19 protein-coding genes are annotated in these 16,945 nt (G+C 38.7%); 5 read left to right on the top strand and 14 right to left on the bottom strand.

Annotated features, from left to right (window positions below):
* Nucleotides 1–164: 164 nt before the first annotated feature.
* A complete protein-coding gene (gene kdsB / locus HPOKI112_RS01370) occupies nucleotides 165–890 on the bottom strand; it encodes a 3-deoxy-manno-octulosonate cytidylyltransferase (RefSeq protein WP_025275615.1) in 726 nt (241 codons plus the stop codon).
* A gap of 112 nt (nucleotides 891–1,002) precedes the next feature.
* Between kdsB and dsbK the strand changes: the two genes are divergently transcribed.
* From dsbK to HPOKI112_RS01390, 4 genes are read left to right on the top strand one after another with little or no spacing between them, the layout of a single operon-like run.
* Nucleotides 1,003–1,800: a protein disulfide-isomerase DsbK gene (gene dsbK, locus HPOKI112_RS01375; protein ID WP_025309615.1), complete on the top strand. Its 798-nt coding sequence runs from the start codon at nucleotides 1,003–1,005 to the stop codon at nucleotides 1,798–1,800.
* A 15-nt stretch (nucleotides 1,801–1,815) separates the two neighbouring features.
* Nucleotides 1,816–2,466, top strand: a complete 651-nt coding sequence (locus HPOKI112_RS01380) for a UPF0323 family lipoprotein (protein WP_025309616.1) — start codon at nucleotides 1,816–1,818, stop codon at nucleotides 2,464–2,466.
* Nucleotides 2,467–2,486: 20 nt separating this feature from the next.
* Nucleotides 2,487–3,659, top strand: coding sequence for a glutathionylspermidine synthase family protein (locus HPOKI112_RS01385; RefSeq protein WP_025309617.1), 1,173 nt, complete (start codon nucleotides 2,487–2,489; stop codon nucleotides 3,657–3,659).
* On the top strand, nucleotides 3,659–4,189 hold the full coding sequence (locus tag HPOKI112_RS01390; protein WP_025309618.1) for a PepSY-associated TM helix domain-containing protein: 531 nt from the start codon (nucleotides 3,659–3,661) through the stop codon (nucleotides 4,187–4,189). Before HPOKI112_RS01385 ends, HPOKI112_RS01390 begins: the two co-directional genes overlap by 1 nt.
* A 354-nt stretch (nucleotides 4,190–4,543) precedes the next feature.
* On the opposite strand, the gene HPOKI112_RS08540 is transcribed toward HPOKI112_RS01390, so the two are convergent.
* The 13 genes from HPOKI112_RS08540 to HPOKI112_RS01450 all read right to left on the bottom strand — a co-directional run bounded on the left by HPOKI112_RS08540 (nucleotide 4,544) and on the right by HPOKI112_RS01450 (nucleotide 15,259).
* A complete protein-coding gene (locus HPOKI112_RS08540; RefSeq protein WP_268744240.1) occupies nucleotides 4,544–4,666 on the bottom strand; it encodes a hypothetical protein in 123 nt (40 codons plus the stop codon).
* A 292-nt stretch (nucleotides 4,667–4,958) separates the two neighbouring features.
* Entirely contained in the window at nucleotides 4,959–6,026 is a 1,068-nt protein-coding gene (gene hcpE, locus HPOKI112_RS01395; RefSeq protein WP_025309619.1) for a Sel1-like repeat protein HcpE, read from the bottom strand.
* A 93-nt stretch (nucleotides 6,027–6,119) separates the two neighbouring features.
* Nucleotides 6,120–6,491: a c-type cytochrome gene (locus HPOKI112_RS01400; RefSeq protein ID WP_025309620.1), complete on the bottom strand. Its 372-nt coding sequence runs from the start codon at nucleotides 6,489–6,491 to the stop codon at nucleotides 6,120–6,122.
* Nucleotides 6,491–7,411 (bottom strand): hydroxymethylbilane synthase, encoded by a 921-nt coding sequence (gene hemC, locus HPOKI112_RS01405; protein WP_025309621.1) that lies wholly within the window; start codon nucleotides 7,409–7,411, stop codon nucleotides 6,491–6,493. The genes HPOKI112_RS01400 and hemC overlap by 1 nt, the downstream gene beginning before the upstream one ends.
* Before the next feature lie 10 nt (nucleotides 7,412–7,421).
* Nucleotides 7,422–9,155: a proline--tRNA ligase gene (proS, locus tag HPOKI112_RS01410; RefSeq protein ID WP_025309622.1), complete on the bottom strand. Its 1,734-nt coding sequence runs from the start codon at nucleotides 9,153–9,155 to the stop codon at nucleotides 7,422–7,424.
* A 3-nt stretch (nucleotides 9,156–9,158) separates the two neighbouring features.
* A complete protein-coding gene (gene hemA, locus HPOKI112_RS01415) occupies nucleotides 9,159–10,508 on the bottom strand; it encodes a glutamyl-tRNA reductase (protein ID WP_025309623.1) in 1,350 nt (449 codons plus the stop codon).
* Nucleotides 10,508–11,431 (bottom strand): polyprenyl synthetase family protein, encoded by a 924-nt coding sequence (locus HPOKI112_RS01420; protein ID WP_025275625.1) that lies wholly within the window; start codon nucleotides 11,429–11,431, stop codon nucleotides 10,508–10,510. Before HPOKI112_RS01420 ends, hemA begins: the two co-directional genes overlap by 1 nt.
* 9 nt (nucleotides 11,432–11,440) lie before the next feature.
* The gene (locus HPOKI112_RS01425) at nucleotides 11,441–11,836 is read right to left on the bottom strand and encodes a hypothetical protein (protein ID WP_025309624.1); all 396 of its coding nucleotides are present in this window, start codon (nucleotides 11,834–11,836) and stop codon (nucleotides 11,441–11,443) included.
* Complete coding sequence (locus tag HPOKI112_RS01430; protein WP_001206051.1) at nucleotides 11,829–12,113, bottom strand: DUF2018 family protein; 285 nt, start codon at nucleotides 12,111–12,113, stop codon at nucleotides 11,829–11,831. Before HPOKI112_RS01430 ends, HPOKI112_RS01425 begins: the two co-directional genes overlap by 8 nt.
* 20 nt (nucleotides 12,114–12,133) lie before the next feature.
* On the bottom strand, nucleotides 12,134–12,568 hold the full coding sequence (dps, locus tag HPOKI112_RS01435; protein ID WP_000846455.1) for a DNA starvation/stationary phase protection protein: 435 nt from the start codon (nucleotides 12,566–12,568) through the stop codon (nucleotides 12,134–12,136).
* Between the two features lie 206 nt (nucleotides 12,569–12,774).
* Nucleotides 12,775–13,920 carry an acid survival sensor histidine kinase gene (gene flgS, locus HPOKI112_RS01440; RefSeq protein ID WP_000748796.1) on the bottom strand — a complete coding sequence of 382 codons (1,146 nt, stop codon included), beginning with the start codon at nucleotides 13,918–13,920 and terminating at the stop codon, nucleotides 12,775–12,777.
* On the bottom strand, nucleotides 13,917–14,234 hold the full coding sequence (locus HPOKI112_RS01445) for a hypothetical protein (protein ID WP_000609406.1): 318 nt from the start codon (nucleotides 14,232–14,234) through the stop codon (nucleotides 13,917–13,919). The genes flgS and HPOKI112_RS01445 overlap by 4 nt, the downstream gene beginning before the upstream one ends.
* Entirely contained in the window at nucleotides 14,231–15,259 is a 1,029-nt protein-coding gene (locus tag HPOKI112_RS01450) for a flagellar basal body P-ring protein FlgI (RefSeq protein ID WP_025275627.1), read from the bottom strand. The genes HPOKI112_RS01445 and HPOKI112_RS01450 overlap by 4 nt, the downstream gene beginning before the upstream one ends.
* A 188-nt stretch (nucleotides 15,260–15,447) precedes the next feature.
* Between HPOKI112_RS01450 and HPOKI112_RS01455 the strand changes: the two genes are divergently transcribed.
* Nucleotides 15,448–16,926, top strand: coding sequence for a DEAD/DEAH box helicase (locus HPOKI112_RS01455; protein WP_025309625.1), 1,479 nt, complete (start codon nucleotides 15,448–15,450; stop codon nucleotides 16,924–16,926).
* Nucleotides 16,927–16,945: the final 19 nt, after the last annotated feature.

The following is a 16,945-nucleotide window of genomic DNA, read 5'->3' on the forward strand; positions in this document are numbered from 1 at the left end:
CAAAATCGTATCAAATTGAAACTTTATTTACAATGCGTTTAAATTATGCCATAAATTTATTGAATTTTTAATAAAATTGAGCAAAAATTAAGAAATTTTGCTTTTTTTTTGGATTTAAAAAGAGGTTTTTGATGGTGAAAAATGTTTTGAGTGAATTTTAGCGCTCAAAGGAGATTGGGGCTAAAAATTTTCAAAGCGTTTTGCAAATCTTCTTTGGTGTCAATGCCCACGCTCTCACTTTGAACGATTTTCACTGCAATCTTTTTTTGGTAATACAAAGCCCTTAATTGCTCTAATTTTTCTATTTCCTCTAAAACGCAAGGTTTTAAAGCGCATAATTCTTCTAATATTTCTTTATTGTGGAAGCCATAAATACCGATATGCCCTAAAAGGGGGGTTTGGCGTTTCGCATCAAAATCTCGTAAAAAGGGGATAAGGGAGCGCGAAAAATACAAGGCGTTATTTTGATGATCTAAAACCACCTTGACTAAATTGGGGCTTTTGGCCTGCTCTTCATCAATGACTTTAGCGCAAGTCGTCATGAAAGGGGCGTTTTGGGTGGCTTCTAATAAGGCTAAAATGACTTCTTTTTCTAAAAAAGGCTCATCGCCTTGCAAGTTTAAAACCCTTTCATCGTTTTTTAACCCTAAAATTTGCGCCGCTTCCAAACAGCGTTCCGTGCCGCTATTATGGTGTTTGGAGGTTAGCACCGCTTTAATGTGGAATTTTTGGCATGTTTGCATGATGCTTTCATCATCGCAAGCGACTACGCATTCATCTACTAGATTCGCATTTTTAGCGCAACGGACTACCATAGGCAAGCCAAAAATATCTTCTAGCACTTTATTTTCAAAACGACTGGATTTTAATCTAGCAGGAATGATAATCATCTTTAAACCTTTTTAAGCCTTATGAAAATAGGGGATTTTATGGTATTATACCCATTAAAAGCTTATTCCTTTTATTGTAGGGGTTTTAGGCTATTGAACTTTAGGAGTTTTAATGATATTAAGAGCGAGTGTGTTGAGTGCGTTACTTCTTGTAGGCTTAGGGGCAACCCCTAAACATTCAGTTTCAGCTAATGACAAACGGATGCAGGATAATTTAGTGAGCGTGATTGAAAAACAGACCAATAAAAAGGTGCGTATTTTAGAAGTCAAACCTTTAAAATCCAGCCAGGATTTAAAAATGGTCGTTATTGAAGATCCGGACACTAAATACAATATCCCGCTTGTAGTGAGTAAGGATGGTAATTTAATCATAGGGCTTAGCAATATCTTTTTTAGCAATAAAAGCGAAGATGTGCAATTAGTCGCAGAAACCAATCAAAAAATCCAAGCCCTTAACGCCACCCAACAAAATAGCGCGAAATTGAACGCTATTTTTAATGAAATACCGGCTGATTATGTGATAGAGTTGCCCTCTACTAACGCTGAAAATAAGGATAAAATCCTTTATATTGTCTCTGATCCCATGTGTCCGCATTGCCAAAAAGAGCTCACTAAACTCAGGGATCACTTAAAAGAAAACACCGTGAGAATGGTTGTAGTGGGGTGGCTTGGAGTCAATTCGGCTAAAAAAGCGGCTTTAATCCAAGAAGAAATGGCGAAAGCTAGGGCTAGGGGAGCGAGCGTGGAAGATAAAATCTCTATTCTTGAAAAGATTTATTCCACCCAATACGATATTAACGCTCAAAAAGAGCCTGAAGATTTACGCACTAAAGTGGAAAATACCACTAAAAAGATTTTTGAATCTGGCGTGATTAAAGGCGTGCCTTTCTTATACCATTATAAGGCATGATATAAGGTTACTCTCATGAAAAAACCCTACAGAAAGATTTCTGATCATGCGATCGTGGGTGGTTTGAGCGCGTTAGTGATGGTGAGCATTGTGGGGTGTAAGAGCAATGCCGATGACAAACCCAAAGAGCAAAGCTCTTTGAGTCAAAGCGTTCAAAAAGGTGCGTTTGTGATTTTAGAAGAGCAAAAGGATAAATCTTACAAGGTTGTTGAAGAATACCCCAGCTCAAGAACCCACATTATAGTACGCGATTTGCAAGGCAATGAACGCGTATTAAGCAATGAAGAGATTCAAAAGCTCATCAAAGAAGAAGAAGCTAAAATTGATAACGGCACGAGCAAGCTTATCCAGCCTAATAATGGGGGAGGGAGTAATGAAAGCTCAGGCTTTGGCTTGGGGAGCGCGATTTTAGGGAGCGCGGCGGGGGCGATTTTAGGGAGTTATATTGGCAATAAGCTTTTCAATAACCCTAATTACCAGCAAAACGCCCAACGGACCTACAAATCCCCACAAGCTTACCAACGCTCTCAAAATTCCTTTTCTAAAAGTGCACCTAGCACTTCAAGCATGGGCACAGCGAGTAAGGGACAGAGCGGGTTTTTTGGCTCTAATAGGCCTACTAGCTCGCCGGCGGTAAGCTCTGGGACAAGGGGCTTTAACTCATAAAATCTATTCAAGGCTAAAAAATGCAAGTGATTCCTTTAAAACCTTTAGACAATAAGACCTTAGAAGAAATCGGCTTAGATTGGCACACTAACGACGACATGTCATCTTATATCGCTGATGAAATGGTGGTTGTTTCTCAAAAAGAAGCGGACGCTTATTATGATGCTTGTAATGAGCTTTATGATATGTTTGTAGAGACGGCTGAAGAGGCCATTAAAAACGATCGCTTTTTTGAATTGGATGTTCCTAACGCGCTCATTCCTATGATCAAACAGAGTTTTGAAGAAGAAGTGCATTGGCACATTTATGGGCGTTTTGATTTAGCCGGGGGGCTTGATGGCAAGCCCATTAAATTACTGGAATTTAACGCTGATACCCCCACCATGCTTTATGAAACCGCAGTGATTCAATGGGCGTTACTCAAAGCGAATGGCTATGATGAAAACAAGCAATTCAATAACCTTTATGAAGCGCTTGGCGAGAATTTTAAACGCATGGTAACTTTAGGCGAAGACACGAGCCGTTTTGAGGAAATGTATGAGGGGTGGAAAATCCTTTTTTCAAGCGTTAGGGGGAATATTGAAGAAGAGTGCACCATGCGTTTTTTGCAAGACGCTGCTCAGAGCGTGGGGTTTGAAACGGATTTTTCTTACATTGATGAGGTGGAGTTTAATGTAGAAGAGGGCGTGTTTAAAAACGGCTTGAATTATGAGTTTTTATTCAAACTGATCCCATGGGAAAACATCGCTATTGATGAGCCAGAATTAGCCCTTTTGATGCAAGGCATGATGGAAAATAAAAACACGATTTTTTTAAACCCGGCTTATACGATCCTTTTCCAATCCAAGCGTTTTTTAAAACTTTTATGGGACAGATACCCCAAACACCCCTTATTGTTAGAAACGAGTTATGAGCCTTTAGCCTATAAAAAGCAAATCAAAAAAGTGGCTTTTGGTAGGGAAGGGGCGAATAGTGAAATCTTTGAAGCTTCCATGCAATCGCTTTTAAAAACCGATGGCGTTTATTCTAACCACAAACCCATTTATCAAGAATTTTACGAGCTCAATTCGCATAACGGGTTGTATTATCAGCCTAATGTGTTTTTTGCTTATGAATCTTGCGCGTTAGGGTTTAGAAAAGGGGGGTTAATTTTGGATAATTTTTCTAAATTCGTGAGCCACAGGTTGCAATAATGACTGCAATGATGCGTTATTTTCACATCTATGCGACCACTTTTTTCTTCCCTTTGGCGCTTCTTTTTGCGGTTAGCGGGCTTTCATTGCTCTTTGGGGTGCGCCAAGACACTGGCGCTACTATCAAAGAGTGGGTTTTAGAAAAATCCTTAAAAAAAGAAGAACGATTGGATTTTTTAAAAGACTTTCTAAAAGAAAACCATATCGCTATGCCTAAAAAGATAGAGCCTAGAGAGCATAGAGGAGCGTTAGTCATTGGCATGCCTTTGTATGAAATCAACCTTGAAACTAAAGGCGATCAAACAAAAATCAAAACCATTGAGAGGGGCTTTTTAGGCGCGCTCATCATGCTGCATAAGGCTAAGGTGGGCGTTGTGTTTAAGGTGCTTTTGGGGATTTTTTGCGTGTTTTTATTGTTGTTTTATTTGAGCGCATTTTTAATGGTGGCTTTTAAGGACACTAAACGCATGTTTGTAAGCGTTTTGATAGGGAGTGTGGTGTTCTTTGGAGCGATCTATTGGTCTTTGTAGGATTAAAATATCAGCTCTGTTTTGGATATTGGTCATGAAATCTAAAAAATACCTTTGGGTGTTTTGACAACCAAAATAAAAAAGCTTGCGAAAAGCGAGCGATAATTTCTCATAACGCGCTCTTAGGGGGTTAGGGGGATTTTAAAAAAGGGGGTTGTAGGGGAGTGATTTCAAAATACCCCTTATCCTTTTATGAGTTTTAAAAACCCTATTTTTTAAAAAAATAAAGAATAACTAAACCAACACAAAAAACCCCTAAAACTCTATCTTTAAACTAAAAGCGTTTTTATCTGTCTCATCTGACAACAATTTTTAAAAGAACGCTTGAAATTTAACTATTTTTCGTTATTTTTATCAAGTCTTTTTATAGCGTGCATACCGCTCTGTTATCGTGTAATTCGTATTTGTAGCGTGCTTATAATAATAACCACGCAAAAGCCATAAATTAAAGCTATTGAAAAACACAACCAAACGCATATCTATCCATAGTGCAAAAACACGCTAAAACATTTTTATAGGACTTTTAAACCTAAAACCCACTTCAAGCTAACCTAACAAAAATTTACACCATAAAAATACACTACAAACACAACCAAACAACCGCAAAAAACATTCAAAAAGTTTTCTTTTTGAAAATAGACAAATCCCTAAAAACACTAAAGATTAAAAATTAATAGGGTGGGTTTCTGCTTCAGCTCTTAAAACAGAGCCAAATCTTTGAAAAGTTTTGAGTCAAACACGATGATAATTTAGGGGATTGGTTAAATTTTCAATACCCCCTAAGTTTAGTGAGGTTTTCGCATGCTTGTTTCATGCCCAGCTTACAGCCCTTGTCATAAATCATTATGGCGTTTTCTTTATCTTTCATGTTGTAATACATGCCCGCTAGAGCGAAGCAACCCACTTCATCGCCCATATCGCAACCCCTTTCATAATTATCAAGGGCTTTCCTCAAGTCTTTTGGAACAGCATCCCCTTGGGAATACATAAATCCCATCCTGGAGCAACTCACCGCGCTCCCCATATCGCATGCTTTTTTGAAATAATTAAAAGCATTTTGGGGATCTTTTTTGACATACCTGCCTAACATATACATAGAGCCCAAACTCGCGCAACCATCAGAATTGTTTAATCCGCAAGCTTTTTGCAAATAATCAAACGCCACTTCAAAATCTTCATCAAGCCCTGCATCGCCATTTTCAAATAAACTCCCTAACGCGCGACAAGCCTGCCCATCATTCAATCGGCACGCTTTCAAATAATAGATGACGGCTTTATGGTTGCTTTGTTTGACTCCTAAAAAGCCTTTTTCATAAGCCACGCCCAAAACATAACACCCATTAGCCATATCAAAATTACAGCTTTTTTGGTAGTAGGTAACCGCTTGAGCGGCATTGCCTTTGATTTTTCGGTCATAAATAATGCCTAAATTGTAGCAACTCTCAGGGTGTTTTAAAACGCACGCCTTAGCATAAGCGTCAATGGCCTCTTGATAATTTTGAGTCGTGCCTAACCCCTCATCATAAAGCCCCCCTAAACCAAAACACCCTTCCCTATCATCAGCCTGGCATGCGCTTTGGTAATATTCTAGGGCTTTTTTATAATCTATTCTAGTGCCTTGCCCGTTTTCATAAATGATTCCTAATTGCGTGCAACCTTCACTCACCCCATCGTTGCATGCTTTTTTAAAATAAGATGTAGCTTTAGAATAGTTCCCGCTTTTATAGGCTTTTTCGCCAATCCCTAAAAAGCTATTGTCTTGTTTCCCCCATAAATGGGCATTCAAGCTCCAAAAAAATAACCCACAAACTAATATTTTTAAAAATTTGACACTCATTTTTACCTTCTTTATAAATTCTGATTTTTAGAACCCTCTTCAATCAAAACAAAAAATGCAACGCTCCATTTTAACATAAATCAAGCGCTTTGATTAAGGCTTAGGAGAATCCTTACGCTCTTCTTTATGCTCTAAAGAGGTGATATAAAGGTAAATCGCTTGGATTTCTTCTAAATTGAGATTGTATTTAGGCATCATGCCTTTGCCTAAACTCAAGGCGTCTTTAAAGGTTTTAAAATCTAAATGGTTGATTTTAGGGGCGTAGAGGATTTTTTTCTCGCCTTTTTCATAATAAAAGGTGATTTCTTGTTTTTCGCCTTTAATGCCATGGCATTTCGCGCACACAACACCCCTAGGGTTTTTATAAAGAGCCATCCCGTATTCCAAATCAGAGATGAAATCCGCTTCTTTAGCGCCTAAAATTAACCACCACCCAAACAAAACCAGCGCGATAAACAAACGCATTAAAACAACTGCGCCTTTTCTAAAATCTCTTTAGCCCCGCTTTGCAAAAATTCTTCTAAAAGCTCTTGCACTAAATCAAACGCCTTAGCTTTATCCCCTTGCTTTTCTTTAGTAATGGCTTCTTTCCCGTTAGGCAAGCCTAAAACCGCTTGGATTTTAACCCTATCGCCCATTAAACTCGCATGCACGCCTATAGGGATCTGACACCCCCCATTAAGCCCCTTGATAAACTCCCTTTCTAAATGGCAGCAAAACGCGCTTTCTTCATCATTGAGTTTTTGAAGCGTGGCAAAATGCTTGTGGTTTTTGAGCATTTCTACCCCTAAAGCCCCCTGACCCATGCTAGGAATCATTTCTTCCACGCTAAAAGCCTTGCGGTATTTCGCTCCTTGAATTTCTAGGCGGCACAACCCGGCTTCAGCTAAAATGATAGCATCAAATTCTCCGCATTCAAGCTTTTTCAAACGGGTTTGGACATTCCCCCTTAAGCTTTCTGTGTCTAGATCCTGGCGCTTTAATTTGAGCTGCATAGAGCGCCTTAAAGAAGTCGTGCCAACCTTGGCTCCTTTAGGCAAGCTCATCAAATCAGGGAATTTCACGCTCAAAAAAGTGTCCCTCGCATCAGCCCTTTTAGTGATGCATGCCAAGTCTAACCCCTTTTCAAACACGACCGGCACATCTTTTAAAGAATGCACCGCCAAATCAATTTCGCCTTTTAAAAGCAATTCTTCTAATTCCTTAGTGAATAGCCCCTTACCGCCAATCTTATTTAAAGGGGTGTCTAAGATTTTATCGCCCTTAGTCTTAACGATTTGAATCTCGCTTTCTATCAAGCATTCTTTTTTCAGGCGTTCTTTAATGTGATTCGCTTGCCATAAGGCTAATTCGCTCCCCCTAGAGCCAATCACTAAATTTCCCACTCACTCCCCCTTATTCGCTCGCTAACATTTCTAAAATTTTTTCTTCTAATTCGGTGTCTTTAAGCGTTTGTTTTTCTAAATTAGCGCGTTTGATGCATTCAAATTCTTTACTCTCTAAAGTTTGTTTCCCAATAATGAGCGCCAATCGTTCCCCAATCAATTCAAAATCCCTCATCTTCGCCCCAAAACGCGCGTCTCTGTCATCTAACAGCGCATCAACGCCCTTTTGGAGCAGCCTTTCATACACTTCAAAAGCGAGTTTTTTTTGCACTTCATCTTTCAGGTTAGAAACCACGATCACCACATCAAAGGGAGCGGTATTTTTCGTCCACACACAGCCTAAATCATCGCTTTTTTGCTCTAAAATCGCGCTGAGCAACCGGCTAATGCCTATCCCATAGCACCCCATTTCAAAAAACCTCTCCTTACCATTCTTATCCAAGAAACTCGCTTTCAAGCTTTTAGCATAGCCTTGTCCGAGTTTGAAAATATGCCCCACTTCCAAACTCTTATGGTATTTCAACGCTCCTTGACAATTAGGGCAATGATCGCTCTCTTTAACCTGGACAATATCCGCATAAACAAGATTTTCAAACCCTTTTAAATCCACGCCCACCGCATGAAAATCCTTTTCATTAGCCCCAGCGATCAAACAATCACTCTCTTTTAAATCTTCATCAAAAACAATGTAAGAAACATGCTTTTTCAAGCCATAAGGCCCTATAAAACCCGCTATTAACCCCGCATTATCCAAATCTTTTTGACTCGCCTCTCTCAATTCTAAAGCGTTCGCTCCTATAATGTTCAAGGCGTTTAGGGCTTTAACTTCCTCTAAATTATCATCGCCCCTAACAAAAAAGCACGCTAGGGTTTCTTTATCTTTATGGATCACTTTCCTGACAAGCGCTTTTAAGACAAAATAAGGCTCTGTTTTAAAAAACTCCGCCACGCTTTGTGCGCTGGTGGTATTAGGGGTAGGGAATTTCGCTAATTGCGCTTTTGGGACATTTAAAGGCTCAGGCCTTTTAGAGCGTTTAGCGATTTCAATGTTGGCTGCATAATCGCAATTTTTACACACCACGATCGTGTCTTCCCCGCATTCTGTTAAAACGACAAATTCCCTGCTTTTACTCCCCCCGATCGCCCCGCTATCCGCTTCCACAATGCGAAAATCCAAACCCAAATCGCTTAAAATCTCTTTATAAGCGTTTTGCGTGTTTAAAAATTCCTTATCCAAGCTCTCAGCGTCTTCATGAAAGCTATAACCATCTTTCATGATAAATTCCCTCGCTCTCACTAGCCCGAATCGCGGGCGGATTTCATCACGGAATTTCGTGTGGATTTGATAGAGATGGACGGGCAATTGCTTGTAACTTTTAATGAAATTAGCGACAATTTCGGTGATATTTTCTTCTAAAGTGGGGCTTAAAACAAAATCATTGTCCTTTCGGTCTTTAAAAACCAATAATTCCTTGCCGTATTTATCCAAACGGCCTGATTTTTCCCACAAACTCGCCAAAACCACAAAACTCATTAAAATATTTTGTGCCCCATGCTCTTGCATGCGTTTGTGCGTGATGTTTTCTATTTTGTCTAGCACTTTTTTAGCTAAAGGCAAAAAATTATAAATTCCGCTGCCTACTTGATAAATATATCCTGCTTGAGCTAAGTGTTTATGGCTTTTTAACACGGCATCTTTAGGGGGTTCTTTGAGAGTTGGGGCAAAGAGTTTTGAAAATAGCATGCATTATTCCTCGTAATATTCGCATTTATAGAGATTTAAATTCTGGGCATGATTAGCGTTAGATTTGTCTAAATTAAATAAGTTTTTAATTGCGCCCACAAGCACATCGGATTCTTCTTTTTGAGCGTTCTTCTTTAAGGCGATGGTGGGGTGGTGTAAAAAGGTATTGAAAGCGTTGTGCAAGATCTTCTCAATGTTGTTTTCGTATTCTTTAGGCACATAGCGTTTTTTAAGCGCTTTTTGCAATTCCCTTTGGGCTGAAATCCTAGCCAATTCCCTTAAATCCTTAATCACAGGCTCTACTTCCAAACTTTGGATCCATTGGTAAAACTCCATTGTGGCAAGCCCTACAATCTCATAAGCTTTCGTCCTGCTCTCTTGCCTGTTTTCCACATTTTCTCTCACCATAGGCTCTAAATCATCAACGCTGTATAGGAAAATATTATCCAATACCGGCTTTTCAATGTTTCGTGGCACGGCTAAATCAAACCAAAAACGCCTGAAAATCGTTTCTTTTAACATGCCATTTTGCACGATAAAATGCGGCGAAGAAGTGGCGCAAAAAAGCAGTTCGTATTCATTGATATGAGCGTTTAAATTTTCTATATTTTGAAAGCTCACTTTTTTAGGTTCTTCTAATTCTTTGATGAAATCTTCAAATTTAGCCGCATTACGCCCTAAAATAAGCACTTCAAATTGCTTGTTCAAAAGGTGTTTGATGACCAATTGAGCCATCTCGCCAAGCCCTATCACAAGGGCTTTTTTATCCTTAATCCTTTCTTTTTCAAAAATATTAAGCGCTTCTTTGACCGCCACTGAAGAGATGGAGACCCCTTGCTTGGAAATGCCGGTTAGATTGCGCACTTTAGCGGCGCATTTGAAAGCAAAATGGAGCAATCGGGTTAAATCTTTAGAGCAAAATTTCTCTTCAAAAGCGAATTTATAGGCGTTTTTCATCTGCCCTGTGATTTGAGTTTCTCCCACCACTAGGCTATCCAAACTGCTGCACACGCTAAAGACATGATGGACGGCGCTTTCATCAGTATTGATTAAAACGCATTTTTCTAAATCAGACACGCTCATTTTTTTATTTTGAGCCAGGATTTTTAATAACGCGTTTTTTTGTTCATTAGTATTAGCGCCGTGTTTTAGGCTCGCATAGATTTCAAAGCGATTGCATGTGGATAACACCATGCACTCTTTGATGTTAGGGCAATGGTTTTTAATGGTTTGTAAAAATTCTTTAAGCGTTGCACTCGAATTGATAGCGAGTTTTTCTCGCATTTCTAAGCTCATGCTTTTATGCGTAAAGGCTAGGGTGAAATATTTTGACAAATGAGTTTCTAACTCCATTAAAAAGTCCTATAAATGACATCTTGCGCTAGTTTTTCTAAAACCAAATTGTTTTCCCCTTTAATGGCTTCAAGGGCCTTTTTAGAATAAACTTGAGCGGTTTTAAGGGTTTCTTCTATGATACCATATTGCTTGAATTTTTCCTTAGTCCATTCTATGATTTCATGACTATCTTGTTTAAAATAAGAAATTAAAAGCCCTTGCTCATGCGGATTCAATTTTTCATATAAAAGCAAGTAAGGTAAAGTGGTCTTGCCCTCTTTAAAATCGCTAAAATTGGGCTTACCTAGAGTTTTGGCGTCTTGAGTGATGTCTAATAAATCATCAATGATTTGAAACGCCATGCCAAAATGCAGTCCAAAATCCGCATACATTTTGGCGTCTTTATTTAAAAGAATCGCCATGCTCTTTAGGCTCGCTTCCATGAAATGAGCGGTCTTGTCTTCTAAAATGCGCCAGTATTTTTGTTTGTCGCTATTAAAACTTCCCCCCACAAACACATCTTCAATCTCGCCCCTAGAGAGCCTTAAAACCGCATTAGAGAGGATTTGAGCGATTACTTCACCCATTTTAGACAATTCAAAAAAGGCTTTAGAATAAAACACATCCCCAAGCATCACGGCGTTAAAATTCCCAAAAAGAGCGTTAATGCTGGGGAGCTTTCGGCGCATGGTCGCTTTGTCAATCACATCATCATGCAATAAAGAAGCGGTCTGTATCATTTCTACAATCGCACACAAATTGAAGGCTTTATCTAATAAAATAGTGTCTGTTTTTTCGTCTAACAAAGCGAGCATGAGTTTGGAGCGCAGCATTTTTGAAGGGCCAATCTTAGAAAACAATGCATCTATAAAGCCGCTTTCTATTTCTTTGATCCAAGAAGCGATTTTATTTTGAATGGTTTTAAGTTGTTTTTCTTGCATGCAAATTCCTTAAGGCTCTTTAGGAGAAAAAACAAGGGGCATAAGGGCCAAAAGCCTTAAAGTGGCTTTATCTTCTTTGAAATCTTTAAACACAAGCGACAGAGTGCTGTTAGAAGAAAATTTTTCTTCAAAAACTTTGAGGTTATAGGTGTTTCTCGCATGATCGGTGTATAAAATAAACTGGTAAGGGAAATGGTTAAAACGCATGTTGATGACTAAACCTTTATTTGCATATAGCGTCCAATAGAACATGATTTCTTTGGTTTGTTCATTTGAAGTGTCTTTGATGATCGCTTTAAACACTTCATCTTTTTTTAATTCTAGCGTTTTATCTATCCCATAATCAAGCCCAAACGCTTTTAAAAAAAAGAGAAATATCAAGCCATAGCGGATAAGCTCATTCATTCCCACTGAGAATATTCGCCATGGATTGGATCACAATGTCTGTTTTTCTGCTTTCTATTTTTTGCTGCAACTCTTCATCCATTCTCAAAGCTTTAGCGAAAGATTCAAACTTTTCTTCCAAGTCTTCTTTTTCTATAAAAGTTTCCAAAAGAGCCAAAAGCTCTAAAAGCCTTTCTAGCTCTTTTTTAGAAAGCTTTTTACTCGCATGAAAAATAATGTCATTCCACTTGTCTAAGGGGTTTCCCTCAAAAATTTCAAGCTCGCTGTAATCTCTCATGCTGGCTTCTTTTTGATAGCTTAAGCCAAATGGGCTTCTAGCATCCAAATGGATTTTTGCAACTTGGCTAATTGATCGTCTGCATAAGTTACGGTAACTTTATCGCCTTCTTTTTCAGCGGTGTTAGAAAGCTCTTTAAATTCTTTTTCTAGGTGTTTGTAATCGCCTAGAATTTCTTTAAAGATGTCTTTAGAGTGGAAGCTTGTTTTAGTTTCTTCTTTAACACGAGTGAGTTTGAGTGCTTCGGATAAAGTGACTAAGGGGTGGTGTCCTAATTGAGCGATTCTTTCAGCGAGATCATCAAACATGTCCGCAAATTCTTCATAAATTTCTTCAGTGGCTTTATGCACATTGAAAAAATCGGTGCCTTTCACATTCCAATGGAAGTTATGCACTTTCATAAATAACACGATCGCATCCGCTTGCAAATGTTTTAAAATTTCAAATGTTTTCATCAAAAGTCCTTTTTTTTAAAATTGTTTTAGGCTTTTATTTTCATAAAAACCTTGATCGCTATCCTACACCAAAAGAGTTAATGAAAAATTGTTTTGATCTTATTTTTGTCAAAAACTGATAAACCCTATTCAATTTAATATTATTTAATCTTTTTAAAATTTTGTTTTATAGTAAAACTCATTTTTAAGGGGGATAGTTATCCAAATTAAGAAGCGTTAAGAATCTTAATTTCAAAGGTTTTTTCTTGATTTTCTAATAGCGCAATGCTCCCTTCATGGGCTTTAACCACTTGTAAAGACAGGGCTAACCCTAGGCCGTTACCCTTCAATTTAGTGGTTTCAAAAGGCTCAAATAAAGCGCTTTTGTTTTCCACTTCCTTGCCGTTATCAATAATAGTGAAGACAATAAATTCGTTTTGAATGAACGCTTCAATCTTCACTTGACCCTGTTCGCTCTCTTCTAAGGCTTCAATCGCATCAATAGCGTTATACAAGAAATTTTGTAACACAATCCCCATTAAATCAAAGTCAAAAAACCCTTCTTCGTCGCTAAAATTAAAAAGAAAATCAATGTCTTTAGAGTAAGTGTAGCAATTTAGGGCTTCTTTGAGATCGCTCTCTAGCGTTTTCAAACTTTGCTTGGTGCGGTTGGCTTGAATGCCTTTAGAAAAAAGCAAGGTGGCTTTAATGATTCTTTCCACGCGCCATAAAGCTTTTTGCAATTCTACAACAATGGGCTTAGTCTTTTCGTTCGCATGCTTTAATAACACCGAAGCTAAAAGAGAGATAGAGCCTACAGGGTTTCTGATCTCATGGGCTAAATGCGCTGAAATTTTCCCCATAGAAGCGAGCCGCTCTTGGCGTTTTTGAGCGCTAATATCGGTTGCGGTGATGATTTGCTTGCCTTGAATGCTGTTTTGTTGGACTAAATAGCTTTTATTTTCATGTTCAATTTCGGTGTTAAAATTTTCTAATTTAGCCTTATTGAACACCTCATGGCTTTGATTGGCTAAAGAATTTTTATAAAAAAAGCTCCCGTTTTCATTCATTACCCAAATGGCTTGCGGTAAAATCTCTATGACCCATTCATAGAGGGCTTTATAATCCTTAAACTCCTTTTCCACCTTGTAGCTTTGTAAAATAAATTGGTTTAAAAGCCCTAGCAATTCTTGCATGTCTTTTTTATTGGAAAAATTCTCTAATAAATCTTCGCTCTCTTTGGGTTTAAAATTTTCTAATGAAATCACATTATCCTCTTTTTTTAACAACCCCTTGAAAGAAGAAGCCTTATCAGAGCGTTTCAAAGGGGAGTTTTTTAAATAAGGGCGTTTTAAACGCTTGGATTTTTTCATGGTTTTTGTTTTTCTTGCTCTTTTAAGAAATTAAACAGCATTTCGCTATAGCCAAAATTCCCGCTCAATTCTTTAGAGAGGGTGTCCTTATACATGGAAGTGTAAATCTCATCGCCTGGGGCTTTAGGATACAAAGGGTTATCCATTTTCATAGCGCTATCCAGCATGAATTTTAAAAGCAGTGCTTCAAAAGAATCGGTTTGTTCTTTGAGGAGCTTGTCGTTTTTATTTTGAGCTAGCGCTTTTAATTTCTCTTCGCTCGCTAATTTAGAAACGTTGTATTGCTCTAACATGGCTTTATTGTTGTTTATCATAGTATCTCCATTTCAGCGCTAATCGCGCCGCTTTTTTTTAGGGCTTGCAAGATTGAAACCATCCCCTTAGCGCTCACGCCAATTTTTTGTAAGGCTTTTACCACCCCAGCAATGGTGATGTTTTTCCCGTTAGAACTCAGCGTGTTATGAGCGGTGTCTAAGGACATGTTGTTGTCTAAATCCTGCGTGTTTTTAGAATCATTTAAAGGCTCTTTAGTGATTTTCAGCGTGATGTCTTGGCTTGTAACCACTACAGGATGCACCATTATATCCACTCCTGAAACGATCGTGCCTGATTTTTCATCTACAATGATCTTATTTTTCGTGCTGTAATTAATAGGGATTTCTTGCACTAAGGCTAAAAACTCCACCATAGAAAAACGCTCTGGGCGAGTGATTTGAATGGTTTTTGGATCTAGTGCTATGGCTACTTTATTGCCAAATACCTTATTTAAAGTGTTTTGCACTTGGATAGCGTTTTTAAAATTAGGGTTTTTTAGGCTTAAAACCATGGCGTTTTTATGGAACAAATCATACGAAACTTCCCTTTCAATAGTCGCTCCATTGATGATAGTGGCTGAGAGCAAGTTACTGGAATTACCCGAAGTGATAGCCCCTTGAGCGAGAGCGTAAATATTCCCATCTACCGCATTTAAAGGGGTCATCACCAAAGTCCCTCCTTGAATGGATTTTGCATCCCCAATAGAAGAAATTTGAATATCAATTTTATCGCCCTGTCTTGCAAAGGGGGGTAAGGAGGCTGTAATCATCACCGCAGCGACATTTTTAGATTTAATATCATCTGCAGAGATTTTGACATTCACGCTCTCTAGCATGTTAGAAATGGATTGCATGGTGAATTTTGAGCCGGATTTATCCCCTGTGCCATTCAAGCCAATCACAAGCCCATAGCCAATCAGCTGGTTATCCCTTACGCCCACCACGCTCGCTATATCGCCTATTTTTTCGGCCAAAAGCTTGTGGAAGGCTAATACAAAAATAAGCCACAAAAACACCCGTTTCAATCAAACCCTTTCTTTATTCCTTAATTCTAATTATTTTAGCACAAGCCTTTTATAAAAACTTTAAACTTAATTGGGCGCATTTTTATGCTATACTCAAAAATCTTATAAACTTTAAATCAAAGATTTTAATTTTAGCCTTTTATTAGCTTTTTATAAAGTTTCAAATTAAATTGAGGTATGAATCTCCCATGGAATTGAATCAACCACCACTCCCTACAGAAATTGATGATGACGCTTATCATAAGCCTAGTTTTAATGATTTGGGCTTAAAAGAATCGGTTTTAAAATCCGTTTATGAAGCCGGCTTCACTTCCCCAAGCCCCATTCAAGAAAAGGCCATTCCGGCTGTTTTGCAAGGCCGAGATGTCATCGCGCAAGCCCAAACAGGCACAGGAAAAACCGCCGCTTTCGCTCTGCCCATTATCAACAACCTTAAAAACAACCACACCATAGAGGCCTTAGTGATCACGCCCACTAGAGAATTAGCCATGCAAATTAGCGATGAGATTTTTAAATTGGGCAAACACACCAGGACTAAAACCGTGTGCGTGTATGGAGGCCAGAGCGTTAAAAAACAATGCGAATTCATTAAGAAAAACCCCCAAGTGATGATCGCTACACCAGGAAGGTTGTTGGATCATTTAAAGAACGAGCGCATCCATAAATTTGTGCCTAAAGTGGTCGTTTTAGATGAAAGCGATGAAATGCTGGATATGGGGTTTTTAGACGATATTGAAGAGATTTTTGACTATCTCCCTAGCGAAGTGCAGATTTTGCTTTTTTCAGCCACGATACCAGAGCCGATCAAAAGGCTAGCGGATAAGATTTTAGAAAACCCTATTAAAATCCATATCGCTCCTTCTAATATCACTAACACTGACATCACCCAACGCTTTTATGTGATCAATGAGCATGAGAGGGCTGAAGCGATCATGCGCCTTTTAGACACCCAAGCGCCCAAAAAGAGCATCGTTTTCACGCGCACCAAAAAAGAGGCCGATGAATTGCACCAATTCCTTGCTTCTAAAAATTACAAAAGCACCGCCTTGCATGGGGATATGGATCAAAGGGATCGGCGCGCTTCTATCATGGCGTTTAAAAAAAATGACGCTGATGTGTTGGTGGCTACGGATGTGGCGAGCCGAGGGCTTGATATTAGCGGTGTAAGCCATGTGTTTAATTACCACTTGCCCCTAAACACCGAGAGCTATATCCATCGCATCGGGAGAACCGGGCGAGCGGGCAAAAAAGGCATGGCGATCACTTTAGTAACCCCCTTAGAATACAAAGAGCTTTTACGCATGCAAAAAGAAATTGATTCAGAGATTGAACTTTTTGAAATCCCCACCATTAACGAAAATCAGATCATCAAAACCTTGCATGACGCTAAAGTGTCTGAAGGGACTATCAGTCTTTATGAACAGCTTACCGAAATTTTTGAGCCGTCTCAATTGGTTTTAAAACTTTTGAGTTTGCAGTTTGAAACCAGCAAAATCGGCTTGAACCAGCAAGAAATTGATGCGATTCAAAACCCTAAAGAAAAAACACCAAAACCCTCTAACAAAAAAACGCACCAACATGAGCAAGCGCGTTCTTTCAAAAAGGGTCAGCACAGAGACAGACACCCTAAAACGAATCATTATTCTAAAAAACCCAAACGCCGTTAAAATATTTAAAAAGGAAATT

The sequence above is a fragment of the Helicobacter pylori oki112 genome, assembly GCF_000600085.1.
Taxonomy (GTDB): domain Bacteria; phylum Campylobacterota; class Campylobacteria; order Campylobacterales; family Helicobacteraceae; genus Helicobacter; species Helicobacter pylori_CY.